Source organism: Shewanella maritima, assembly GCF_004295345.1.
Taxonomy (GTDB): Bacteria; Pseudomonadota; Gammaproteobacteria; order Enterobacterales; family Shewanellaceae; genus Shewanella; species Shewanella maritima.
Genome location: NZ_CP036200.1, coordinates 1,656,703 through 1,681,009, shown reverse-complemented (window position 1 = coordinate 1,681,009; position 24,307 = coordinate 1,656,703). Strand labels below are relative to the sequence as shown.

Below are 24,307 nucleotides of genomic sequence, written 5' to 3'. Positions count from 1 at the left end.
GGATGTTTAATATTTCAGTCAGTACGAGTAAAGGCACCAAGGTTGGTGACTTTCAATGTATTCATGCTCAGTGTCAGATTGGCAAAGAATCTGATCATCTTATTCAGCTTCGTGGCTTCAAGGTTTCTAAGCACCACGCCAGTTTAATTCAGAATGAACGTGGCATTTTTGTCAGTGATAATGCCAGTCGTACAGGGGTGAAGGTTAATGGTGAAAAGCGTGAAAGCTATGGTCCATTAGCATTAACCGATAAGGTACAAATTGGCGATTATATTATCCGAGTTAAATCGTTAGACCCACAACGAAGCACAGTCACTACTCTTGCGAGTGAAAGCCAAACTGCTAATCAATCGTCGGCCTTAAAAACCGCTACTCAGAGCGAGTCGGCGTCGAGTGATGCCATTTCTACAAGTTCCACGACAAACAGTAATGTCGTAGAGCTAAGCAGTAAAACATCGTCTAAAGCAAACGAGCAGCAGCTACAGTCTATTAAGCTGCGAAACGAGCTGCGTAAAACGGTGCATGCTGAGCTCATTAAACTGATGGATCTTCGCCGCGTTAACGTAAATGAAATGAGCGATGAAGAACTTCGCACCCAAAGTGAATCTTTAGTTGGCCACATTCTTAATAATATGGATGTACCAGAGCACATCGATGTTAAAGCATTAACTAAAGAAGTGCTTGATGAAACAATTGGTTTAGGCCCCCTAGAAGGCCTTATTGCTGATGCAGAAGTCACAGAAATTATGGTCAATAGCCATGATCAAATCTTCTATGAGAAAAGCGGTAATTTGTATTTATCCGATATCGCATTTTCAGATGACCAAGCCGTCCTAGGTGCGATTGAGCGTATTGTTACTCCAATTGGGCGACGTATTGATGAAAGTTCACCAATGGTTGATGCACGCCTAAAAGATGGCTCTCGTGTAAATGCTGTGATCCCGCCATTAGCGCTGAAAGGCCCATGTATTACTATCCGTAAGTTTATGCAGCGCCGGTTAAGCTGTGATGACTTAGTCAGCTTTGGCTCGATGAATCATGCCATGGCGGCATTTCTTGAAATGGCGGTTAAACAAAAGCGCAATATCGTGATATCGGGTGGTACAGGGTCAGGTAAAACGACTTTGCTTAATGTGTTGTCAAACTTCATTCCTGATGATGAACGCATTGTGACTGTAGAAGATGCGGCAGAGCTACAGTTGTACCAACCTAACTTGGTGTCGCTTGAAGCAAGGCCACCAAACCAGGAAGGTAAAGGTGCGGTTGAAATACGCGATTTGGTTAAAAACTGCTTGCGTATGCGTCCTGATCGCGTGGTGATAGGTGAGTGTCGTGGTGGTGAGGCGCTTGATATGTTGCAAGCGATGAATACTGGCCATGATGGCTCGCTGACAACCGCCCACTCAAATTCCCCTCGTGATTGTATTTCTCGACTAGAAGTCATGGTGATGATGGCTGGTATGGATTTACCTGTACAGGCTATTCGAGAGCAAATCACCTCAGCGGTAAACATTATTGTGCAGCAATCACGCTTCTCTGATGGTTCACGGCGTATTACCAGTATTTGTGAAGTGACAGGGATCGAAGGCAATGTTGTTCAATTGTCAGAAATCTTTAAGTTCCAGCAAACTGGATTTGACGATAAAGGCAAGATTGTTGGCCACTATACAGCGACCGGCACAGTGCCTGAGTTTTATGAACAGTTGCAGCAAAGTGGTGTGCGTATCGCGCTAGATATCTTTGAGCGTGAGGTCAATGTATGAGTAGCGTGATAGTCGCTATGGTGTTGGTGTTTATGGCTGTAGTGCTGGCAGTGTTTGCTATCAAGCATTTGAGTACCAAGCTTGCTCGGCAGTACCAGGAGACCTTTACTACATCGGCTCGGGTGAATTTGACTGAGATGTTTTTGTTTATCGAGCCAAAGCGCATCTTTATGATCAACATGGCCACTTTGTTGCTGATGCCTATTTTGTTCAAGGTAATTACCGGTAGCTGGGTGTTCGGTATTCTCATTAGTATCGTGCTGGCGCTACTTCCCAGGTTTGCTTACAAGTTTTTGCATCAGCGCCGGCGCCGTAAATTTGTTCATCAACTACCTGATGCATTAACCATGATTGCGAGTTCTATGCAATCAGGTGCCAACTTAACCAGTGCTATTGAATTTATGGCTGAAGAAATGGCATCGCCTGCTAAGCAAGAGTTTCAACTGTTTTTAAGAGAGCAGCGCCTTGGAGTAGAGTTCAGCACGGCACTCGACAACATGCATCGCCGCATACCTGAAGATGAATTTCAATTGGTCACTGCCGGTATGCAGATCTCTCGAGAGGTCGGTGGCAACTTGGCCGAAGTGCTTATTCGCCTTTCTGATACCTTGCGCCGAAAAATCGAAATGGAAGGCAAGATAAACGCACTAACAGCACAGGGGAAAATGCAGGGGCTAGTGATGACTGTGCTGCCGGTATTTATTGGTATTGTCTTGTATCACATGGAGCCCGCCTCTATGGGAAGGATTGTTACCGACCCTATCGGTTGGGGTTTGATAGTGGTTGTCACCTTAATGCTGATTTGCGGTTACTTTACCATTCGCAAAATTATTACCATCGATGTGTAGGTGAGCCATGTTGAACTTAATTACTATTTGTTTTGCAATCGCATTGATGTTCTTAATCGTCAGCTGTGTGCGTATTTATCGTCGTGTGCCTGTTGAGAATAGGGAGTTTATGGACCCGCTTTCTCCAGGTTTGAAGTTAATTTGGCCATGGGTGCGCTTGCTAGCTTTTTATGTGAGTGAAAATCTGAGCGTAGACTATTTAGAGCGCGTGTCGCGTAAGCTGCAAGTATCTGGTTTGTCTTACATCATGAGTGCCGAGCAGTATTTTGCAATTCGCATCATCAGTACCCTTTTTTCTGTTGGTTTGATGCTGCTGTGCGGTGCAATGTTGGACGGCGTACCAACCAATTATGTGGTGATTGCGGCAATCTTCGGCTACTACCTACCGGTTATTTCACTGAATGACTTACGTAAAAAACGCCAAGGATTAATTGTTAAGGCGCTGCCGGTTTACCTTGATTATCTGACCATGTCTATTGAGGCTGGTTTGAACATGACAGGAGCCTTATCACAAGCCGTTGAGCGCGGCCCCGCTGGGCCGCTACGCATCGAGTTCGAAAAAGTTATTCGCGACATGCGTGCAGGTATGTCAAGGGCGCAGTCTTTTCGCAATATGGCAGATCGTGTTCAGGTAACTGAAGTAAACAGCTTAGTTAGTGCATTAGCACAGGCTGAAAAAACCGGTGCAAGCTTAGGCCAAACTTTACGTATTCAGTCCGACCAACGCCGAGTCGAACGCTTTTTACGTGCGGAGAAAAAGGCGTTAGAAGCACCAGTAAAACTCATTTTTCCTCTCATCGTTTTTATCTTCCCTGTGACCTTCATGATTTTGGCATTCCCAATTGCAATGAAGTTTCTGTATGAGCTCTAGGTTATGGAAAGTGTCAAGTTAACGAATCAAAAAGGTGGTGCAATTAACAGCGTATCTATTGCTGACACTGCACCGCTGCGGTTAAGAGGGCTACTTGGACGAGACAAGTTAACTGATGAGCAAGGATTATTAATCACTCCTTGTAACTCAGTGCACACTTTCGGCATGAAGTACGCCATTGATGTGGTCTATCTGAATAAACATAACCAGGTGATAAAGCTTGTGCGTGAATTGTCACCAAGGCGACTTAGCTGGTGTTTGAGGGCTAAAAAGGTGCTGGAGCTCGCACCGGGTAGCGCACATCTAAATAATATAAATCAAGGAGATACTCTGTCATGGTAAGACAGTTAATAGTTGCACTCGCATTGGTTGGGCTAACTGCATGTTCAAGTGCACCTTCGCAAGAGGAGCATCAAGGTAATCAGCAAATCCTGGTTATTCAGCAGCAGGCCGAGCACGCCTACAAGACAGCCATGCTCGACCAAGCTGAGAGTTTATACATTGAAGTGCTTAAATCAGTCCCCAACTATGCCCCAGCTTGGTTTCGTTTGGGTAATATTTATACCCGCACAGGGCGCCATGACGCAGCCATTAACGCCTACCTAAAGTGCCTTGAGTTGGAGCCTAAAAATACTAAAGCTTTATATAACATCAGCCTAGTGCGTATTAAGCAATCTACTCAGGTGTTGCAGCAAGCACAACGTCAAGCAGACCCAAATTCAGTTGTGACTAAACAAGTTAATGCGCTGTTGAACGCATTGAATGAACTGCAACGTGAACCAACACCTAAGACTAAACAAGCTTCGTTATGATCAGCAAAGGTGCCTTGAGCAAACTAAGAGTTAGCCCCAGGCAGGGCAGAGTATGATTGAGTTTAACCTCGCTTTGCCTTTTCTTATGCCAATTATTTTGGTTGCCATGATGCTAATTGCTCAGTGGGGATTTATCTACTCAGCAAAAAGCACCTTAGATGCTGCAACGGTAAATGCGGCGCGAGCCGGCGCACTAAATCATGGCAATGTAAGTGAAATTCGACAGGGGCTCGCTAAAGGCATGACCCCACTGTTTGCGCATGGAACAAGTATGTCAGATACCTTGACTGCGGTAGCTAAAGCGCGGGCGGCGGTGTTTGCTCAAAGTCAAATCACTGTATTAAGCCCAGATAGACGCACGTTTAATGAGTTCAAAATTCGTGCTCGCTACAACAACCGTTATATCGATGAGATCCCAAATAATAACTTAATGTATCGAAGTGCTGGGGTGAAGGATGTTGGCAGTGGCCGACAAATGAATATTCAAGATGCCAACCTACTGCAAATAGAAGTGAGGTGGTGTCAAAAACTGATAGTGCCTTTTGCCAACTATGTTATCGAAGAAATTGTCACCTCGGTTTGGTACGCACCAAGCCGTGAGCAACTTGCATGCAATGCCTTAGGGCAAATTACAGGCGATGCGTATTTGGCGCTGGTATCGCAAGGGTTAACGCGGATGCAGACTCCTTTTCGGATGTAGTTAAAGCCGCAATAAAATAGCAATAAACGGATTTTTATAGGGATATGTGCAATGAAATATAAGTATTTATGGTTGTCGATGTTACTGGCATCCAGTCTTACTCTGACAGGCTGTGGAGGTGAACTAGAATCAGGTGATCCTGCTTTCCAAGGAGATAACCCATCAGATCCCACATCACCTAGTGACCCAAGTCAACCTACCGATCCAGTTGACCCTGTTGATCCGGAAGAACCCATAGATCCTATTGACTATGTCGGCACATGGGAGAATAAAGATGAAGATGCTGATGGTGTATTGGATGAGTTTGACGGTTTTCCATTTGTGGCTGAACGTCAATCACTTGATTTAGTCGAAGAGATTGAACCCAATGATAACCCGTCAATTGCTACGGAAGTAGGGTTTACTCCGCCTTTTTCAGTGAGTGGTGCGATATCTGAAAAGTCAGATAATGGTGATATCTTCGCTTTTTCTGCAGAGGTGGGAGACTTTCTAACTCTCGTGCTTAGGTATCAAGATTCAAAATTTAAACCTAATATTTATTTTTCTGATAGGAATGGTAATGCACTTAATTTTGGTGTGATTGACATAGCCCCAAATTTACAAACTGTAGCGATAAACGTAGAAGTGCTGGAATCAGGCTTGCATCATATCGGTATCAATGACATTAATTTCGATGGTAGGGAGAGTTTCACCTATTATGCAGAGGTATTCGTAGATCAAGATGGAGATGCTATTGAAGATCGAAAAGAAGTTGCACTGGGTATTAGTACATTAACTCATGATACTGATGACGATATTATTAGTGATACAGAAGAGTTTCTTTACTCATTTTATTCAGATCAAGTTAGCTTTGATCCCGATGATGACGGCATACCCAATTGGTTAGATAGCGATAGTGATGGCGATGGTTTACCTGATAAAGTCGAAGGGAGAGAGGATGCAGATAATGATGGAATTGGTAACTTTGTTGACGAAGATTCAGATGGGAATAATATCCTAGATTATCAGGAAGTGGGTAACAATATATATAAACCAAGTGATAGTGACTTTGATACAGTTGCAGATTATTTAGACCTAGATGATGACAATGATGGTGTGTTGGATGTATATGATAGTAACCGCTTGGTGGGTTTAACTGAAGATGATAGCTCACTGATAAACATACCTTATGTCATTCACAATAATAATAATGTTGAATATATTCGAGAAGGTGACATTTTCGAACTCCTATTAGAAAAGGAGCTTAGTACAACACAACACTATTTAGTGCTCGAAAGAGATGGTTTAGAACCAATTAATAAACCTATAAACGCACTTTCGGGAAAATTTCAAGCGATTGCTTACCCTGGTGTGAGCAGAGTTTTTGTATCAGATGGAATACTGAAAACTAATACTAGAAATATCAAATTAAAATCAGCAGGGAGTCCTGTAATAAGTTCTCCTGGTGGTATGTTATTGGTTGAGGGTGAGGAGTTTCAGCTTCTAGGAACCGATTTCTCAGAAGACATGACAGTTACAGCAAGTGGAACTCCACTGCCTATAGTGAGTCATAGTGCTACAGAAGTAACCGTATCTATTCTATCTTCATTGTCTGATGGTGATTTTCAAATTAATAATTTATCTGGTCAGAGTAATACAGTTAGTTACTTTGTTACTCAGGATACTAATGTTGAATTAATGGAAGTAGGTGTTGTAGATGGCGTAAGTTTAATTTTTGAATCAATATTGGGGTTTGAGTATGGGGTTGATGAAAATAACAGTGCTCAGGTTAAAAGATTTAAAAGTAGAGTGACTCCTATAGATAGTTACTTGGGGAATTCCAACCAAGGCTTAAGTCAAGCCTATTTGAATGGGTATATATTACCAGAAGATGAAAGTTTTGTACTTGATATAAATGCCACTGTTTTTAGATTTGTTCTAGATTTTATAGGCTCAGGTAAGGTCTCTAATGAGCAGCTTTACGAATTCAGGAGTGCTATTTATAATTATGATGAGTTTCACGAACTGGCTAGTCGACTGGCAGTAGAGCTTGAGTTATCTGTTACAGCTTTGGATAAACTTTCGCCTGAATTATCAAATTTTATCATCACTAAAAGTAACGCTATTTTTTCCAAATTCGAAGCAAGCGCAATGCCAGTTAATAGTGCGGGAAAATACAACATCTCACTTTCTCCACCAATTATCCAAAAAAGTGGGTCCGCGAATATCAAACCTACAATAGTCAACTATGGTACAGACCATTTCGATTACTCGCTAGAGGCTACAAACTTTCTTGACAACTGGCTGCCGTCAGATCCAAGCTGTCCAGATAATAGTAGTGTTAATGATGAGCAAAAAAGTAAACTGAGCTATGATGGTTGTGCTGAATTGCAGAATAGAACAAGACTTTATTTGAGTACGATGATTATACCACTTGGTGATAATGGTGAGTATGATCCTTCCAGTTTAAGCACTCCACTTAGAAAGCATATTGAGAATGGCTGGGATGGCAATATCTTAGGCCCGCAATCTGGTACATTTTTGGGGTTAGAGTTTTGGTCTAAAGATCAATACTACAACGAGTGCCCTTATCAAAATTGTTTGTATCAAGTAATAGCGCCTGGAGTAGGAAATCCAGTCGGTCCATCGCCTTTTAGTAGAGTACCTATTAGTGATTACGATCGTGTGATATATAAAGCACGCCAAAGTATTGCTATTCGCACAATTATAGATGGAATTTTACTTAAATTTTTTGACATTATTTTAACGGGGGTTGGCTATGAACCTAAAGGGTTTGACCCTGTTGTTATTACCAAGCTTATTATCCAGTATTCTCCAAAGCTGATAGAGGAAGCAGAAAAGCTTTATGATGACGAAAATGTAACTGATGAGGATATTGAGAACTTTGTAAAAGAAGTGGCTATTGAATTCTATAAAAATGAGGTTGAAGTTTTAGCTGATCCTGCTAACGCTGGAAAGTTAGGTCCAATTACTAAAACCGTGTTACAGGAGCTTGGAGTCAGTCCACAGGATATAGCAACGATGGCCGCGGGTGCCGCATTGAGAAAGTGGACGCCCTTTGTGGGACAAATAGATGCGATTCTTACCGGAGCTCAAGTCGCTGACATTCTCGTTGATCAAGTTAAAACGATAAAAGACATGATGTTTGTACCTATTAAATCAGACTTTACTGTTACATGGGGTCTAACGATTGTAGATATTGAGCCAAGTATTATGAAAGCTGAGCCAATTGATAAACCGCTATCAATTGTTGGAACGGGTTTTGGTATTAATGAGCGATGGTACTGGTTTGATGAGGAGCCTATCACATATCTTAAAGATGAAGGGGCATCGACTTCTGAAGTGCGGATTGAGCACGACTCCGTTTCGGCAGTAGGTACTTTGTTGAATGTTACAGTACCTGGTACTTTGCTTGAGAGTGCGGTAGGGCCGATTTCTGTGAAAGTTGAGCACAGGGGCGAAATTGCCAATTCGCCAGTCCAGATAAAAATTGGTGATGGATTGGAAATCGCGCGTATCAAAGCGGATAGTGGCCAACCGGGTGATATTGTTACGATTGAAGGTATAGGTTTTAGCTCTTTGAAGTCTAGAAATCGAGTCACATTTGCTGGTAAGAATAATCAGAGAGTTGTTGCTAGTGTGATTAGATCTGAACCTGGCAAATTAATAGTTGCTGTGCCTAACGGCGTAGTTACGGGAGGTGTAACCGTCGAGGTTGATGATGTGGTGAGCAATGCTCTTGAGTTTACAGTTCCGTATATTTTAGACGTGACATTTGGAGATAATGGTAATTTTAATGACGATATCTTTAAACTTGTAGTTGATGATAAGGTCATAATCGATGGCGCAGAGCCACAGAGAAAAGTGGGTCCAATCTCTATTCCGTTGACTGCAGGAATGCATACTGTAAAGCTAGTCGGCATTCGAGCTGAAGATGAAATTGGTACTTACTACATTCAATTTGAGGGCAATCTAATATCTGTTAGTGGTGACGAACTTGAAGGTCGGGATCTTCTAAAAGACAGTATTAAAGTGTTTTATGTAGAAGTTGGCTCTACTACTCAGCCTGTTTTTAGTAAAGTAAATCCGTTAAAGGCTTTACAGTATGAATAAAACGAAGTTTGTTGAAGAGCACATCGTTGTTCTTCAATTTATAGGAGATACTATGTTTCGTTTAATTTTATTAATATTAGTTTTATCCCCTTCTTTTGAAGTGGAAGCTTCAGATGAAAAGCAAGAAGAAATTTTAACTCAAAGGTGCCTTGGAACATTCGAAATTATAAAAAATAAGGATCTAAAATTATTTGTATCTCAAATGCCAGTGACACCTACTGAACACGAGGTTAAGCGTTCAGGTCAAGTCTTGGCTCGAGCTTATGAACGGTGGTTCGTCAAAGAGAAAGTCGTATCTATTGAAGCCAAAGGTGTGAGCTATAAACAACCTTCAAAAACAAAGGTGGATAAGTTTGATGCTATTAATCAAGCCAAAGTGAAATTGTTTGTGGTAGGGGAAAAATATCGTTCAACAGTAAGCTGCAAATTTATTGAAACACCCAAGGGTTGGTTCTTATCTTCTTTGCCTTAAAAGTTTTTTGCTGGTGATTTATACGGTGTGAAGATGGGCGTAGAGGCTTAGATAAATAAAAAGTCCTAAACCATAAACAATACAGCAAGGCCTATCTTTATAGGCCTTGTTTCATAATGACATTAAAGGGACGTAATGACTATAAAATTTGTAAAAAAAACGTACGAGTGTGCTGTATTGCAAGATACTAAATTATAGGGACTTGACTGACGTCCCAATATTTACAAGGTTGATGATATGTCTAGATTACATTCGTCTTTAACAAATAAAGATAACACTAAGGATAAAAATTTAGCGCTTCAAGCTAAGAAGTCTGTGGCGCCCTTATGGTCTATACACGCATGCATTCGTCTATTTTATCCTTTACCATTTATTATCATTTTGGCTCTGGCATTGAAACTTGTTGGAGGCGCACTTTATGGTGTTTAACCTAGTCTCTCCGACGTTAGCTGTGTTATCGAACTCAAAGAGGCAAAAGCTAAGCCGTCGCCTTCTTGGACTTATTTTTACCTCATTTGTGTTACTTTTCTCACTATTTCTTTATCGTCAGCCATATACAGTGTTAATTGCGTGGTCACTCGCAGCTCTCCTCGCTTGGCACTTGTTGTTTGTACGGCGAACCATAGTTTTTGATTTAGAGCGTAAGCAAATAACTACTGAGGTATCGTCAGTCTATACGTTAGCTATGCAGGTTATCTCAATTGAAGGAATTACGGCATTGCAATTTTTACAGAGCACTAAGCGAGGTGAAACAAGAGCTTATTATGAGATTCATGCGGTGTTGAAAAACCAAACGGAAACAATACGTCTAGAGTTTGGCTCAAAAGATCTAATGCTTGAACTAGTAAAACAAATATCTGATTTTACAAATATTCCTTGGGTTGATAATTAATTTTTAAAGATTATTAACCACTCATGTTTAGCGCCTGTCAATTGTTGCGGTAAATAGCTAATCTCATTATTTGACACATTGCAAATAATCACGAACTGCCTTTTATCAAAAGTATGATTTATGCAAAATATTTTGCTTTTATGCATCTTTGCTGTATTGTGACATATTATGTCCAAACGGATTGTGGACGTTGGAGCTAATTTTGCTGACTACTAAGAGGATAGGTATAAACCCTTTTAAGTTCAGTAGCTAAAAGTGCTATTAGCGTTAAACCCACCCTTGATAAAAGGAGCAAAGATGGATTTTACCAACCCTATTTTCATCTGGCTTGTCATTGGTATTGTGATGATGCTGGCTGAAATCATTATTCCCGGCGGCATCATTATTCTGCTCGGTGTTGCCTGTGTACTTGTTGCTTCAGCCTTAGCTGTTGGTTTTATTGATGGCCTGAGCCAAAGCCTGACTTTGTGGTTTATCAGCTCTATGGTGCTGCTGCTCGCATTTCGCCATGTGACCCAAAAAATGATTGGTGGCGACGCTCATGTTGATAACACCGATGAAGAGTTGGACTTATACAATCAGGTCGCCACAGTTAAAGCAGATATAGGCCCGGGTGAGAAAACCGGTCGTATCACCTGTTTAGGCTCAGATTGGACAGCACTCGGTAATGGCTCTGTAATAAAAAAGGGCACCGAGGTGCGTATTATCTGCCGTGAAAACATTGGCTTTGTGGTTGAGCCTCTGCTGCCACAAGAGACCCCTCAAGACATGTCGCAATAGATGCCACAAGAGCCGTAAGTTATTAAGGTTCAGTAACGAACCCAAAACAAATATTCGACTAACAACTCGTTCAGAGTCCACTTAGCTCAGCTGTCGTTAAAGCTGTCAGGATAGTGCTAGGCAAGATGCCTAGCGCAGCGAGCAAGCTGATTTCAAATAATAAGGAAGTGATATGCTGTTATTTACCATCGTATTTTTATTCTTTGTTTTTATTCTCTATAAACTCATGTTGATTGTGCCCATGCGCGAGGTACATGTCATTGAGCGCCTAGGTAAGTTTAAGAAGGTGCTGCAACCTGGGTTTCATTTTCTAGTGCCGTTTGTAGACCGTGTCGCCTACAGGCACGACACTCGCGAAGAAGTGCTCGACGTACCACCACAAAGTTGTATCTCGAAAGATAATACTCAGTTAGAAGTTGACGGCTTAGTTTACCTAAAAGTGATGGATGGCAAGCTTGCAAGTTACGGTATTGAAGATTATCGCCGCGCCGCGGTAAACCTAGCGCAAACCACCATGCGCAGTGAGATTGGTAAGTTGACGTTATCGCAAACCTTCTCTGAACGTGACAGCTTGAATGAGTCTATTGTACGCGAGATTGATAAAGCCTCAGACCCATGGGGAATTAAAGTGCTGCGCTATGAGATTAAGAACATTACTCCATCGCGCCACGTTATTCACACGTTAGAAAAGCAAATGGAAGCTGAGCGTCAAAAGCGTGCTGAAATTACCCTAGCTAACGCAGAAAAAGCCGCGATGATTAACCTATCTGAAGGTGAGCGTCAGGAGGCGATTAATCTTTCTGAAGGTGAAAAAACAAGACGTATTAACGAAGCGATTGGTACAGGTAAAGAAATCTCAATTATCGCTAATGCTAAAGCGCAAGGAATGGAGTTAATTTGTGAGTCGTTAGCTAATAATGGTGGTAACGATGCAATGAACATGCTGCTAAAAGAGCAGTTTATTGGTCAGGTAGGTAAGATTTTATCTGAGTCGCAAGTGTCGGTAGTGCCGGCTGAAATGGCTAAGCTGGAAGGCTTTTTTGAAGGCATGGAGCAGGTAACCAGCACGGTTGCTGCAGGTACTGATTCAGCAAAAGGAGCACGCTAATGATTAACTTAAATGCAAGCAATACAGATATGATTGTGATGGTAATCTGGGGCATTATTTTTACCATTTTCGTGCTCAAATTATTTCAATCAATTCGTCTGGTACCGACTAAATCTGCTTACATTGTTGAGCGACTAGGTAAGTACAGCAAAACCTTAGATGCGGGCTTTCATGCATTGGTTCCGTTTATCGATAAGGTTGCCTACATCCACGATCTAAAAGAAGAGACCATTGATGTACCGCCGCAAGAGTGTTTCTCAAGCGATGAAGTTAATGTTGAAGTAGACGGCGTTATTTATATCTCGGTTACCGACCCGGTTAAGGCTAGCTATGGTATTACCGACTATCGTTACGCGGCGATTCAGCTAGCGCAAACTACTACGCGCTCGGTGATCGGTACGCTAGATTTAGATCGCACCTTTGAAGAGCGTGACTTGATCTCCGCAAAAGTGGTGGAAGTATTGGATGAGGCAGGTGCCATGTGGGGTATTCGCGTTCACCGTTACGAGATTAAAAACATCACTCCGCCAGAAACGGTGAAAAATGCCATGGAAATGCAGGTTAATGCAGAGCGTGAACGCCGTGCATTACTGGCAAAAAGTGAAGGTGATAAGCAGTCTAAAATTAATCGCTCTGAAGGTTTAATGGCTGAAACCATTAACTTATCTGAGGGTGAGATGCAGCGCCGCATTAATGAAGCAGAAGGTAAGGCTGAGGAGATTTTAACTCTTGCCAAAGCGACCTCAGAGTCGATTGCCACACTGGCAAAAGTGATTTCTGCAGAGGGTGGGCAAAGTGCGCTACGTATGCAGCTTGGTGAGCAATATATGAAGCAACTTGATGGACTGAGTAAGTCTGATAGCCGCATTGTGCTGCCAGGCAATATGGTTAACTTTGAATACTGGCTAGACAGTATTGGTCTTAAAGAAGATAAAGTGAAAAGTTAGACATCTTATTGATGAGTTTAAACAATGAAGGTCGGCACTATGCCGACCTTTTGCTTCTATTCTCGCCAAGATAAGGTTCATAAGATAAGGCTTGCCAAGATATCGCTTGTCGGTAACACTCAAATTAAGCAAAGTTGCAGGGTTTACTATGGCGCAAAAACCTCTAGTCGTTCATTGTGTGGACGACAACAAAATGGGCGGTGTGAATATGGCGTTGACTCACTTGTGCCAGTCGCACTTAAGTGAGCATTTTGATATGCGCATTGTATACATGCCTATGGGGTTACATGCTCGTTTGATGCTTGATGCAGACATTATCTGTTTTCACGGCGCTTCAAGTTGGACTGGATTGCTTGGTGTGATGAAGCTAAAGCTTAAATTTCCTAGAGCTAAACTTGTATTGCAGGAGCATCATTACAGTCAGGGCTTTGTTGACGAGAATGTGTCAGCGAGTGGGCGTTTTTATCAGCTACTGAAATTCACCTACGGCTTGATGGATAAGGTCATCAGCATTGCACCATCACAGCAGCGATGGATGCTTAAACACAAACTCGCTTCCAAAACTAAAATTGCCATGTTAGGCCAGGGGCGAGATCTCTCCCAACTAATGCCATTACCTGAAACTGTTACCAGCACCTTCATCGACGCAGATTTGGATTTACTAGCAAACAATTTTCAGACAAATAAGACTCACCCTAACCCTACGCTGGTGCCTATTAACCCAAGTGCGATATCTGAATCTTTTGAGGCTAACGCATCTAACAGCGCAGTTAACAGTAATGCCGCTCAAGTGAAATTACTCGCTTATGGGCGCTTTCATTGCCAAAAAGGCTTTGATGTATTGCTAAAGGCGATGGCTCTCATACCAGCTGAATTATGCCAGTTAACGCTTATAGGCGAGGGCGAGTTGCAAGATGAGTTTCAGGCGCTTGCCGAAGAGTTGAGTCACGTGCAAATATTGCCAGCCGTAGATAATATTGCCACGCAATTACTAGCGTGTGATGCTGTGGTTATTCCCTCACGTTGGGAGCCATTTGGGTTGGTGATGCAAGAAGCCTTAAGTATGGGTAAATGTGTTATTGCCAGTGACGTTGACGGCCTACATGATCAGTTTACTGATGCTCCGTGTGTATGTGTTAAGCTGCTTTCGCAGCAACAAGCGCTACAACAACCGCTACAGTCCTCGCCAGGCTTAGAGCGAAAACCAGAGCTAAAAAAAGAACTAACAAAAGAGCTAAGCCCTGAGCAAGTCGCTATGCAGATAACCTCATTTTGCAAGGCGTATCAGTCAGGTGAAATCGCCGCCAAATGGCACAATGATTACTCCCATATAAATTTACAACAATGGCGATATCAGCAATGGCAAAACGTGGTGGATAACTGGCATAAGTTATTGAGTGAACTTTGAGCAAAGGTGGAACTGCCAATGGCCAAGTAAAGGCAAATTCAGCACAAGCTACGTTAGACAGTTCAAGAACAAACTTTGTTTTACATCGACTCAACCCGTAGAAAGAGCAGCTAAGGCTTCTTGTGCCGCTTCTTCTATTTCAACTGTAGCTGTAAAAGCTGAGAAAACATGTGAAGCAGGAAATTGTTAATGATCAATGAAGAAAAACATAGGGACTGGAAACTTGTACTTAAGTATTTTTTGGTTTATCCACTGTATTATGTGACGGCTATGTTAGTCGCTGTATTTATACTGGCTTGGCTCAAAGATTGGAGCTTTATTTTTGCCAGAAAAATCTTTTTCATTTTCTCTGGAATCATGTGGTTTGTAAGTTACGTGGCACACTTTGATATTTTTAAACTTTCGTGGGGAAAAAAATAACATCAAAGATTCTTTCAACTATTGGAAATATTGTATTTGACTCTAAAGCCTCGCAAGAGCAGTTTTTTTGTTATTTTCAAATGGTAAACCTCCTTTTCACACTTAACTCTAAACGCTCTTTTTTACCAAACCCAAATTCTATTTATCACTTTTCGAATTGCAATGCAGAATGCTATTTTGCATTGTTTGTCACAAAGGCGAATTTTAATTTATTGATTTTAAAGAAGTAAAAAGTTGGTCTGGTCTATGCAATACCTGTTTACCGATACTAACAGAGCGAGATCAGCCTATGACTTCTTTAGCAACCAAGACTGTTCAGTCAGTCCAACAAGCCTCAAATAATAAGCAGGGTGTTTTTGATGATGCTCGGCTTGTACAAAACGTGCAACATGCCGGTGCCAACAGCAGCGGTCTCGCAAATCGATCAATGATGAAATCTAGTTTATATCTGCTATTTGCAGGTGCTGGTTTACTCATGGCGCAAGGTGCGAAGGCCAGTGAGCCATTTAATGCTTGCCCAACCCAAGCCTTTATTGTGCAAACGCCTGCGGGCAACCCTATTACCTATGGTGTAGACCTTAGTACAGGTAGTTATGTGGTGCTGTCGGATGCAATGGGGGTTAACGCCGCGATTAATGGCACTGGCTTTAGTTACAGCGACAATTATTTATACGGCTGGGACTATGATAATCAAACCTTGAGCCGCATCGACAATCAATATCAAACTACGCCACTTAACTTAGTAAAACACGGCTCGGTTGGAACGACTAACTTCTATGTGGGTGACGTTGCCATTGATAGCAATACCTGGTTTGGTTATCGCAAAAATCTCGGTTTATTCAAGGTTGAGTTAGACAACGCGAATCCTGTGATGGAATTAGTCACCAATCAAAGTAGTTTGGTTAACTACAATATTACCGATTTTGCCTTTCACCCCTTTGATGGTTACCTCTACGCCGTGACTAACGGCACCAGTGGCAAGCTACTGCAAATTGACCCAAATACTGGTGAGTATCAAAACTTAGGTACTGTGGTTACAGCAAGTAAGAGCTTTACCTTTGGCGCGCAGTTCTTTGACCCAGACGGCAACCTTTACATGAGTAACAATCGTGACGGTAACGTGTATAAGCTCAATGTCGCTGATGCAAACCCACAAGCAGAGCTGTTTTCTTATGGTCCTTCTTCAACCTCAAACGATGGCGCGCGTTGCGCCCTTGCTGAAGTGCCAGTCGGTGACTCTGTAGATTTTGGTGATGCGCCAAATTCTTATTCAACGTTAATGTCTGATAATGGCGCCCGCCACGGCATCATTGAAGGCTTGAGTTTAGGTAAGCTAAATGACAATGAATCAGACGGTTACCCTGCGCCATTATCGGACGATTCTAGTGATGGTATTGATGACGATGATGGCATCAGCATGCCAACAGGTTTCGAGATTGGTGAGACTGCGGTGTTGCTGGTGGATGTTACTGGCAGTGATGGCTATCTCAACGCCTGGATTGATTGGGGCCAAGATGGTGAATTTGATGCTGAAGATCGTGTTGTAAGCGCGAAAAAAATGGCACCAGGGCAATCGAGCGTAATGATTGATGTACCTAACTGGGCTAAAGCCGGTGACACCTGGGCGCGTTTTCGTTTAAGTAGCACGCCAGATATTTTACCTACCGGTGGTGTAAGTGATGGTGAGGTTGAAGACTACGCGTTAACAGTGACGGAAACTGGCGTGACGATGACTTATTACCCATCTTCATCAACCTATACCACATTAGCCTATGAAGATTTGTTCCCCAATCAAGGCGATTTTGACATGAACGATGTAGTGATGCAGCTGCGCATTGTTCAGTACGAGAAAAATAATCATGTTCGTCGTGTAGGTTTTGAAGCACATCTAGTCGCTATGGGTGCCTGGTATCACAACGGTTTTGCTATCCAATTGCCGGATGTAGCGCGCAGCAATGTACAAGAATCAGCCATTGAATGGTCAATTCAAGGTGTGAAACAAACTCAGTCGCCGCTAGAACAAGGGCAAACCAATGCCGTGATGGTGTTTAGTGAAGACCTATGGCAGCACGCGACACGCGGTAATAACTGTGACTACTTCAGAACCGAAGCCGGTTGCGGTACTAGCTATCGTGCAAGTTGGAATATGACGGTTCCGTTTGTGGAGGCTGTTGACGTTGAATTAATGCCGGCATTCCCTTACGACCCATTTATCTTTGCCACGCCCAATACCGACCATGGCTTAGCCGCCAAGAACATTACTGATGGCAAGAACCCTGGCCGTTCACTTGAGATACACCTAAAGAACAAAGCGCCGACCGATCTATTCGACCCACGCTTTTTAGGTGCCCATGATGACGCATCATCACCATCTCAAGGTCAATACTTCCAGGATGAAAACGGTATGAGCTGGGCGATTGAAGTGCCTGATAACTGGGAGCACCCATTAGAGAAAGAGCGTTTAGATAATGCATACCCAGAGTTTGTCGATTTTGCAGCAGACCCAAGCGGTAACACGAATGCTGACTGGTACATCAACAAAATTGAAGAGCTGGTGTTTTAACTGACAAATGCTAGCCAGAGCAGTCAGTGAGCCAATCAAGGTCACTGACTGGCCAACCCGAATCGAATATTGAGGTAATTAATATGAATAAGCTAACTCACAAGATTGCTGCTCAAACGAAAAATAATGCAACCGCTGCTAACTATCATTCTGAACAATCAGCTGCTGAGCAGGACGAACATAAACAAACTTGGTTTGACTTTTTACAACGCAAAGGTACGCCAATGAATATATTACCAAGCCTGCTGGCTATATCAGTGATTAGTTTGCTAAGTGCCTGTGGTGGAGGCGGCGGTGGGGGAGAATCTCCAGCTCCAGTAGCTAACACGCCAACATCAACAGGTGGCACTGATACAGGTGGCACAGGTGATACTGATACTGGCGGTACAGATGAAGGTGATGATCAAACACCACCAGAGGAGCCGACACCACCTGAAGAAGAGGAACCAACACCCGATCCAACTTCGCTCGATGATCTGGTTGTCGATGCAGACTTTGAAATGCAAGCAGTGTTTGAGCTTGAGGTTCAGGTGGCGCTTACCAACGGCAAGCGCGGCTATTTCTCACTCTGTGATGACTTTACTCAGGGGGCAAATATCACTGTTAATTATGAGTCATGCTTGCTTCGCGGCCCGCTTGATAACGGTCAGCTTAACGATACTTTGAAGGTAGCAAATCACCAAGCGAGTTTGATGGCAGTAGTGTGGTTTTATGATGGCAGCGAACCACAATATCAAAGTTGGCAATATGATAATCAAGTTGAACAGCAGCAGTTAACGTTTAACTAACCTTGCAACGTTAAGCCAAAAAAAGCCCTAGTGCAGGATCTGCGTTAGGGCTTTGTATTAAGAGGCTTTTACTTACTTTTCGTTAGCGACTAAGCAACACCTCAGTTAAGTAACTGGATAGCTAACTCAACGGCTTAGTGTGCTTGAGCAAGAGTTTGTGTATCGGCGGGCACCTGCCAATCACCGCCTAGCGCTTTATTTACCAGTAATAAATTATTGGCGACATTAAGCTTAGCCAGCACAATGGCATCTTTTACCTGATTGTCTTGACGCTGAGCATCGAGTACTTGTAGGTAGTCAATTAACCCAGCTTTGTACAAACTTTTTGCTTTGGCGACAGCTTTACTTGATTGCTCGGCTGCCTCGGCGAGTTGTTTATGGAACATCAAGCTATTGCCATAAGTCATTAAGGTGGTTTCGACCTCATTAAATGCATCGTTCACCGTTTGCTTATAGCGTAACCTTGCTTGTTCAAACCTTGCTTGTTGCAGCTCGACCATGGCATCACCACGGCCACCGTCAAACACATCCCAGGTGACACCTGCAAACCCTAGCCATGCACTAGAGCCTGAACTAAACAGGTCGTCGGCATTCTTTGCTAGCGTTGCTGGCGATGCCGTAATGTAAAAGCTTGGGTATTGTGCTGCAATGCTCGCCCCAAGCTCTTGGTTAATTGCTGCCATATCTCTCTCGGCAAAGGCGATGTCGGTTCTGCGTTTGAGCAAATCTGACGGCAAGCCAACAGGTATTTTACCTGTTACCACAGGAAGCTCGGCCGCTGAAAACTTATCTAGCACTGTACTTGGATGTTGGCCAAGTAAAGTGGCGATACGATACAAGTGCACTTTCTCAGCTGTTTCAAACACGACCTGACTTGCTTTAACACCAGCCAGTGCCGCCCTAGCTTTGGCAAGGTCTAAGTCTGAGCCGTAACCCGCATCCACCAAGCTTGTCACCATCTCCAATGTTTGTTGCTGCTCGTCGATATTTTGCTTCGCGATAGCCAGTCGCTCTTGAGCGCCACGATATTGTAAATAGTTATGGATTAAGTCTGTGGTAATCAAGGTGACTATGCCTTGCTGCAAAATCTCGGCTTGCTCAAGGCGAATACTGGCAGCTTGGCTTAATGCGTCTAGCTTGCCAAATACATCCATTTCCCAGCTGATATTGGCGCCTACCATAAAGCCATACTGGTCTTTATCAATCAGCTCCAATTGCTGACCATTGAGCGGGTTTTGAATGCCGGAAACCATGTCACCTAATAGTGGATCTTTCTCAGATATGCCGTAAGAAAAACCGCCAGCTCCCAATGATACGGTTGGAATGCTAAACGACGACACCGCTTGTTGATAAGCCTTTGCCGCTTGAATACGTTGGGCGGCAACTTCTATGGTTAAGTTTTGCTGCTGAACCTGCTCAATCAGTAAATTGAGTTGCGGATCGTTAAAACTAGACCACCAGTGAGACTCACTTGCAGCAACATCTGTGGTATTTGATTGATGTAGATATACTTTATCTACCGTCATTACCTGCTCAACGTCATATTCAGGTGTCATGCTACAACCGCTAAGTAGCAAGGCTATAGCCAATGTGAGTTTACGCTTGTTCATTTAGCTGCTCCTGCGATGTAGTGGTTGATTGGCTGTTAAAGCTCACCTTGTAAAGTGCTGGCATTAACAGCAGGGTGAGGGCGGTAGCAACAACGAGCCCGCCAATAATGGTGGCTGCCATTTGATCAAATAACAGATCGCTTAGGAGCGGGATCATCCCTAACGCCGTTGTGAGTGCACCCATAGTGATCGCCATAGTGCGATTAAGTGTGGCATCGAGAATGGCATCATCCAGTGACTTACCATTTTGTCTTTCAAGCTCGATTTGATCGGCCAGAACAATGCCGTTTTTGATAATCATGCCTGAAAGCGCAATTGCTCCTACAAGCGCCATAAAACCAAATGGTTTGTCGAGCAACAGCAATGACCAGCACACACCAATCGCCGCAAGTGGCACTGTGGTTAGAATGATCAATGGCTGTTTAAAGGCGCCAAATAGTGCGACAAGAATGATCACCATAATCAAAAATGCTTTTGGTGTTTGTAGCAAAATGTCGTCAATAGCTTCTTGCTCGTCAGCATATTCTCCGCCCCACTCCATGGTGTAGCCAGGAGGTAGCGCAATTGCTTCGATTTGTGCGCTAATCTGGTTGCGCACCTTGCCTATGGTTTCGCCATGTACACCTGCTTGAACCGTTAGTGTTGGTACACGGTCGCGGCGCCAAAGCATGCTTTGTTCACCGCGCACTTCAAAGCCATCAACCACATGCGAGAGCGGTACACTATGTACGCCAAGTAGCGAGCGCACAGGAATGTCACCCATGTCATCAATGCTTGAGTTTGGTGAGCGCATGATGATTGGCAGTAATGTGTCTTCCTGGCGCAGTTGTCCCACGGTGAAACCGTCGGTCGCACGCTTGATTGCCAATGAAATATCAGCTCGGTTTACCCCTGCAAGGCGGGCTTTTTCCTGGTTGATGATAGGCACTAACACCTTGCTCTCTTGACGCCAGTCGTCGCGAACATAACGAGTATTTGGGTGTTGCTGTAACACTTGCTGTGCTTGGCTTGAAAGCTCATGTAACACTTTCGGATCTGGGCCTGAATAGCGAACCTCAATACTGAACTTATCTTTGGTTGCTAGCTTGAGTGCGCGGAATCTCGGTTGAGCTTGTGGGAAGTGCTGCGCAAGCCACTGATTACCCTCACTCACTAAGGTTTCAATGCTTTGAAAGTCATGCGTATTAATTAAGATTTGCCCATAACTGCTATCCAAAGGCTCTGGTTCGACCGTTACCGAAAAACGTGGCGCACTGGCACCAATATAGCTGGCAATCGACTCAACCTCTGGGCGCTCTATCAACCACTTCTCAATCACTAGCATGTCTTTGGACGCTTGCTCTGTTTGGCTGCCATTAGGTAGCCAATAATCAAGGAACACCATTTCGCGATCGGAAGTTGGAATAAAGTTAACCTTTACCAGAGGCGCGATCACTAAGGTCAGCGCTACAGCAAGTGCCGCTGATGCAATGGTGCGTTTTGGGTTATTGATAGTCCAGGTGATTACGCGAGTAAACACGGTTTTGAACTTACTTGGCTTGCTCTCGTCGCTTTGCTCCGGCGTTTTAATAAATAGCCAGCACATTAGCGGCGTAAAGGTCATGGCGATTACCCACGACAGCAACATAGAGCTTGCTAGGATCTGCACTACTGAAATGGCAAATTCAGACGCATCAGTGGTGGAGAAGATCACTGGGCTTGCACCCATAATTGCAATCAGCGTAGCACCCAATAAAGGTAGGGCGGTTTCGCCAACGCTTTCAGTCGCAGCGGCTAAACGTGCTTTGCCTTGCTTGAGTTTTGAGCTGAACATGTCGGCAATGACAATCGCGTTATCGACCAGCATCCCAAGGGCTAAGATGAACGAGCCTACCGACACCCGTTGGAGGTCGATACCGGCAAAATTCATGAAGATTAAGGTTGAAAGAATCGTCAGCAATAAACTCGCGCCCACAATCAGCGCGCTTTGCCAGCCCATAAATAGCATTAATACGACGACAACAATCGCAATACTTTCAAGTAGATTGTTAATAAAGGTGGTGATGGAGTCGTGCACTTCTTCTGGTTGAAATGCAATGGTGCTGATGTTTACGCCAACAGGCAGCTCTGCCTGAAAGTCATTGATGATTTGCGTGAGCTCATCGCCAAGCGATACCACGTTAATACCGTTAACCGGACTTACCGCTAGGGTGATTGCCGGCTCGCCATTGTAGCGGCTTTGAGTTAACGCAGGCTTTTGATAGTCATAGTAAATATCGCTAATGTCGCCAAGCCTAATCAATCCGGTTGATAGTTGGCCGACACCGGATTTTATCATTACATTTTTGATGTCTTCGATATCGGTGAACGCGCCAGTTTGCGCAACGCGCAAGCGCTCAATGCCCATTTTAAAACTGCCAGAGTCCAATGGCATATTCTGGCTATTAAGCTGGTTAATTACCTGTGCTGCAGACAAACCAGACTCGGCGATACGCTCGTCGCTGATATCAATATGCACCACACGGTTTTGTACGCCATGTAGTTCAATTTTCTTGATGCCAGATACTGCTTTTAAGCGACGTTGTAGCTCTTTGGCATAATCTTTTAGTTGATGTGATGGCGCATCCTGGCTATGGATGGCAAATAGCATGCCGTAGACTTCTGAAAACTCATCTTGTACGACGCTAATTTGCGCCTCTGGTGGCAACAGTAGCTTAATATCAGTCACTTTGCGGCGGAGTAAGTCCCATTGCTGCGGCAGAGCATCACTGGGCAGCTCACTCACAAGGTCGACAAAAATCATTGATACGCCGGGTTTCGAAAGCGAGCGCAGGGTTTTCAGTGAACCCATTTCTTGCAGCTTAGTTTCGACTGTGTCAGTTACTAGCTGTTCAACCTCACTTGCTGATGCGCCTGGGTACAAGGTCACAACAACCGCGGTTTTAACCGTGAACGACGGGTCTTCGAGCTTACCGAGATCAAAGTATGAATAAATACCAGCAATGGTTGCCAGTACGGTGAAAAATACAACGAATACACGCTGTCTAATGGCAAATTCAGCTAGATTCATTTAGTCATTCCTAGATCAACAATATTACTGGCGTCGGCGCCATCGTCTAAGAAAGCTGCGCCAGCAATGATGATGCTCTCATTGCCGGTAAATGAGCCTTGAATACAGCTAGTGTCGAGCCCAGCGCGAATAAGCTCTACTGGCATCATCTTAACGGTTGCAGATTCGACTTTTGACACATGAGTTTGCTGATCAACCGTGAAGATAGCACTAGATGGCACGCAGTAAGTCGCTGCAGATTGCTCCGTTGGGTTAATACGCGCGTTAATCACCTTACCCGGGTAGTAAAGCTCACCACCTTGTTCAATCTTGATTGTTGCGCTGTAAGTGCGCTTAATTGGGTCTGCAATAGTAGTGATTTCACTGATTTGCCCAACTAAGGTTTGCTCAGTATCAGCGCTGCTAATAATGGCTTGTTGCCCGCGATAAACCTCGCTTAGTAATGACTCAGAGATATCAATTACTGCTTGAATAGATTGCGGCTGGTGAATGGTGACAAAGCCAATTCCTGGGGTAACCTGTTCAAAGTTGTCAAAGTTACGCTTGCCAATCACGCCATCAAATGGCGCTGTTAACTGGGTATAGCGCAATGAATCTTCGGCCTGTTGCAAATTAAGCGATACGACTTCAACTCCCGCTTGAGCACGGGCAACACCGGTTTTAGCGCGTTCGACATTAACGTCAGCAATAGCTTTGTCTTTGTTTGCAGCCTGGGTGCGTTTTAGCTCATTCTCTGCTTGTTGAAGTGATGCTTTTGCCTCAATTAGTCGGGCTTTTAGTTCATTAACTCGTACTTGAAAATCGTGTGGATCGAGCTGTGCGATAACTTGCCCGGCTTTTACGTGCTCACCTTGGTTGAACATGATTTGCTGCAGCGTGCCAGGTACGCGAAACGCGAGACTCGCTCTATTTTGAGACTCAACCACACCAGAAAAGCGCAGGCTATGCTGCTGGTTTATTTGGTCAATATTGGTTACAGCGATTGGTTGAGTGGGTTTAATTTCAGTTGCGGCTGGATTACCACAAGCAGTAAGCGCGAATAAGCTTGCTGTGAGTATGCAGGTTTGTTTAGTTGGCATCTTATTATTCATCCTCTCTATTTGATAAGGTTATTTTAAGATTCGATACCCATGCTGATTAACCCACCTAGCTGGTTCTTATTG

Annotated in this window: 19 protein-coding genes; 16 read left to right on the top strand and 3 right to left on the bottom strand. The window is 43.7% G+C overall.

Annotated features, from left to right (window positions below):
* The first annotated feature begins 2 nt into the window (after nucleotides 1-2).
* The 16 genes from EXU30_RS07295 to EXU30_RS07220 all read left to right on the top strand — a co-directional run bounded on the left by EXU30_RS07295 (nucleotide 3) and on the right by EXU30_RS07220 (nucleotide 18,485).
* Complete coding sequence (locus tag EXU30_RS07295; protein WP_130598738.1) at nucleotides 3-1,763, top strand: TadA family conjugal transfer-associated ATPase; 1,761 nt, start codon at nucleotides 3-5, stop codon at nucleotides 1,761-1,763.
* A complete protein-coding gene (locus EXU30_RS07290; protein ID WP_130598736.1) occupies nucleotides 1,760-2,611 on the top strand; it encodes a type II secretion system F family protein in 852 nt (283 codons plus the stop codon). Before EXU30_RS07295 ends, EXU30_RS07290 begins: the two co-directional genes overlap by 4 nt.
* A 7-nt stretch (nucleotides 2,612-2,618) precedes the next feature.
* A complete protein-coding gene (locus EXU30_RS07285; protein WP_130598734.1) occupies nucleotides 2,619-3,482 on the top strand; it encodes a type II secretion system F family protein in 864 nt (287 codons plus the stop codon).
* 3 nt (nucleotides 3,483-3,485) lie between these two features.
* Nucleotides 3,486-3,824, top strand: a complete 339-nt coding sequence (locus EXU30_RS07280; protein ID WP_130598732.1) for a DUF192 domain-containing protein — start codon at nucleotides 3,486-3,488, stop codon at nucleotides 3,822-3,824.
* Nucleotides 3,818-4,294 carry a tetratricopeptide repeat protein gene (locus EXU30_RS07275; RefSeq protein ID WP_130598730.1) on the top strand — a complete coding sequence of 159 codons (477 nt, stop codon included), beginning with the start codon at nucleotides 3,818-3,820 and terminating at the stop codon, nucleotides 4,292-4,294. The genes EXU30_RS07280 and EXU30_RS07275 overlap by 7 nt, the downstream gene beginning before the upstream one ends.
* Before the next feature lie 52 nt (nucleotides 4,295-4,346).
* Nucleotides 4,347-4,994: a TadE family protein gene (locus EXU30_RS07270; RefSeq protein WP_130598728.1), complete on the top strand. Its 648-nt coding sequence runs from the start codon at nucleotides 4,347-4,349 to the stop codon at nucleotides 4,992-4,994.
* A gap of 51 nt (nucleotides 4,995-5,045) precedes the next feature.
* Nucleotides 5,046-9,107, top strand: a complete 4,062-nt coding sequence (locus tag EXU30_RS07265) for an IPT/TIG domain-containing protein (protein ID WP_130598726.1) — start codon at nucleotides 5,046-5,048, stop codon at nucleotides 9,105-9,107.
* Nucleotides 9,100-9,579 carry a hypothetical protein gene (locus EXU30_RS07260; RefSeq protein ID WP_130598724.1) on the top strand — a complete coding sequence of 160 codons (480 nt, stop codon included), beginning with the start codon at nucleotides 9,100-9,102 and terminating at the stop codon, nucleotides 9,577-9,579. The genes EXU30_RS07265 and EXU30_RS07260 overlap by 8 nt, the downstream gene beginning before the upstream one ends.
* Nucleotides 9,580-9,997: 418 nt before the next feature.
* Nucleotides 9,998-10,471 carry a hypothetical protein gene (locus tag EXU30_RS07255; protein ID WP_130598722.1) on the top strand — a complete coding sequence of 158 codons (474 nt, stop codon included), beginning with the start codon at nucleotides 9,998-10,000 and terminating at the stop codon, nucleotides 10,469-10,471.
* A 297-nt stretch (nucleotides 10,472-10,768) separates the two neighbouring features.
* Nucleotides 10,769-11,251, top strand: coding sequence for an NfeD family protein (locus EXU30_RS07250; RefSeq protein ID WP_130598720.1), 483 nt, complete (start codon nucleotides 10,769-10,771; stop codon nucleotides 11,249-11,251).
* A gap of 172 nt (nucleotides 11,252-11,423) precedes the next feature.
* Nucleotides 11,424-12,359: an SPFH domain-containing protein gene (locus EXU30_RS07245; RefSeq protein ID WP_130598718.1), complete on the top strand. Its 936-nt coding sequence runs from the start codon at nucleotides 11,424-11,426 to the stop codon at nucleotides 12,357-12,359.
* Complete coding sequence (locus EXU30_RS07240) at nucleotides 12,359-13,306, top strand: SPFH domain-containing protein (RefSeq protein ID WP_130598716.1); 948 nt, start codon at nucleotides 12,359-12,361, stop codon at nucleotides 13,304-13,306. The genes EXU30_RS07245 and EXU30_RS07240 overlap by 1 nt, the downstream gene beginning before the upstream one ends.
* A gap of 148 nt (nucleotides 13,307-13,454) precedes the next feature.
* Complete coding sequence (locus tag EXU30_RS07235) at nucleotides 13,455-14,714, top strand: glycosyltransferase family 4 protein (protein WP_130598714.1); 1,260 nt, start codon at nucleotides 13,455-13,457, stop codon at nucleotides 14,712-14,714.
* Between the two features lie 189 nt (nucleotides 14,715-14,903).
* The gene (locus EXU30_RS07230; protein ID WP_130598712.1) at nucleotides 14,904-15,134 is read left to right on the top strand and encodes a hypothetical protein; all 231 of its coding nucleotides are present in this window, start codon (nucleotides 14,904-14,906) and stop codon (nucleotides 15,132-15,134) included.
* Nucleotides 15,135-15,423: 289 nt separating this feature from the next.
* A complete protein-coding gene (locus tag EXU30_RS07225) occupies nucleotides 15,424-17,697 on the top strand; it encodes an LruC domain-containing protein (RefSeq protein ID WP_242620340.1) in 2,274 nt (757 codons plus the stop codon).
* A gap of 83 nt (nucleotides 17,698-17,780) precedes the next feature.
* Nucleotides 17,781-18,485 (top strand): hypothetical protein, encoded by a 705-nt coding sequence (locus EXU30_RS07220; RefSeq protein WP_242620339.1) that lies wholly within the window; start codon nucleotides 17,781-17,783, stop codon nucleotides 18,483-18,485.
* A gap of 134 nt (nucleotides 18,486-18,619) precedes the next feature.
* Here the strand turns inward: EXU30_RS07220 and EXU30_RS07215 are convergent, their stop codons facing one another.
* Genes EXU30_RS07215 through EXU30_RS07205 form a run of 3 tightly spaced genes read right to left on the bottom strand, consistent with a single transcriptional unit; the run spans nucleotide 18,620 to nucleotide 24,223 of the window.
* The gene (locus EXU30_RS07215) at nucleotides 18,620-20,095 is read right to left on the bottom strand and encodes an efflux transporter outer membrane subunit (protein WP_130598710.1); all 1,476 of its coding nucleotides are present in this window, start codon (nucleotides 20,093-20,095) and stop codon (nucleotides 18,620-18,622) included.
* A complete protein-coding gene (locus EXU30_RS07210) occupies nucleotides 20,082-23,144 on the bottom strand; it encodes an efflux RND transporter permease subunit (RefSeq protein ID WP_130598708.1) in 3,063 nt (1,020 codons plus the stop codon). The genes EXU30_RS07215 and EXU30_RS07210 overlap by 14 nt, the downstream gene beginning before the upstream one ends.
* On the bottom strand, nucleotides 23,141-24,223 hold the full coding sequence (locus tag EXU30_RS07205) for an efflux RND transporter periplasmic adaptor subunit (protein WP_165398983.1): 1,083 nt from the start codon (nucleotides 24,221-24,223) through the stop codon (nucleotides 23,141-23,143). The genes EXU30_RS07210 and EXU30_RS07205 overlap by 4 nt, the downstream gene beginning before the upstream one ends.
* Nucleotides 24,224-24,307: the final 84 nt, after the last annotated feature.

Bases quoted from the DNA above. Each gene is read 5' to 3' on its own strand.
- EXU30_RS07295 (WP_130598738.1), top strand. From the start codon at position 3: ATGTTTAATATTTCAGTCAGTACGAGTAAAGGCACCAAGGTTGGTGAC.
- EXU30_RS07290 (WP_130598736.1), top strand. From the start codon at position 1,760: ATGAGTAGCGTGATAGTCGCTATGGTGTTGGTGTTTATGGCTGTAGTG.
- EXU30_RS07285 (WP_130598734.1), top strand. From the start codon at position 2,619: ATGTTGAACTTAATTACTATTTGTTTTGCAATCGCATTGATGTTCTTA.
- EXU30_RS07280 (WP_130598732.1), top strand. From the start codon at position 3,486: ATGGAAAGTGTCAAGTTAACGAATCAAAAAGGTGGTGCAATTAACAGC.
- EXU30_RS07275 (WP_130598730.1), top strand. From the start codon at position 3,818: ATGGTAAGACAGTTAATAGTTGCACTCGCATTGGTTGGGCTAACTGCA.
- EXU30_RS07270 (WP_130598728.1), top strand. From the start codon at position 4,347: ATGATTGAGTTTAACCTCGCTTTGCCTTTTCTTATGCCAATTATTTTG.
- EXU30_RS07265 (WP_130598726.1), top strand. From the start codon at position 5,046: ATGAAATATAAGTATTTATGGTTGTCGATGTTACTGGCATCCAGTCTT.
- EXU30_RS07260 (WP_130598724.1), top strand. From the start codon at position 9,100: ATGAATAAAACGAAGTTTGTTGAAGAGCACATCGTTGTTCTTCAATTT.
- EXU30_RS07255 (WP_130598722.1), top strand. From the start codon at position 9,998: ATGGTGTTTAACCTAGTCTCTCCGACGTTAGCTGTGTTATCGAACTCA.
- EXU30_RS07250 (WP_130598720.1), top strand. From the start codon at position 10,769: ATGGATTTTACCAACCCTATTTTCATCTGGCTTGTCATTGGTATTGTG.
- EXU30_RS07245 (WP_130598718.1), top strand. From the start codon at position 11,424: ATGCTGTTATTTACCATCGTATTTTTATTCTTTGTTTTTATTCTCTAT.
- EXU30_RS07240 (WP_130598716.1), top strand. From the start codon at position 12,359: ATGATTAACTTAAATGCAAGCAATACAGATATGATTGTGATGGTAATC.
- EXU30_RS07235 (WP_130598714.1), top strand. From the start codon at position 13,455: ATGGCGCAAAAACCTCTAGTCGTTCATTGTGTGGACGACAACAAAATG.
- EXU30_RS07230 (WP_130598712.1), top strand. From the start codon at position 14,904: ATGATCAATGAAGAAAAACATAGGGACTGGAAACTTGTACTTAAGTAT.
- EXU30_RS07225 (WP_242620340.1), top strand. From the start codon at position 15,424: ATGACTTCTTTAGCAACCAAGACTGTTCAGTCAGTCCAACAAGCCTCA.
- EXU30_RS07220 (WP_242620339.1), top strand. From the start codon at position 17,781: ATGAATAAGCTAACTCACAAGATTGCTGCTCAAACGAAAAATAATGCA.
- EXU30_RS07215 (WP_130598710.1), bottom strand. From the start codon at position 20,095: ATGAACAAGCGTAAACTCACATTGGCTATAGCCTTGCTACTTAGCGGT.
- EXU30_RS07210 (WP_130598708.1), bottom strand. From the start codon at position 23,144: ATGAATCTAGCTGAATTTGCCATTAGACAGCGTGTATTCGTTGTATTT.
- EXU30_RS07205 (WP_165398983.1), bottom strand. From the start codon at position 24,223: ATGCCAACTAAACAAACCTGCATACTCACAGCAAGCTTATTCGCGCTT.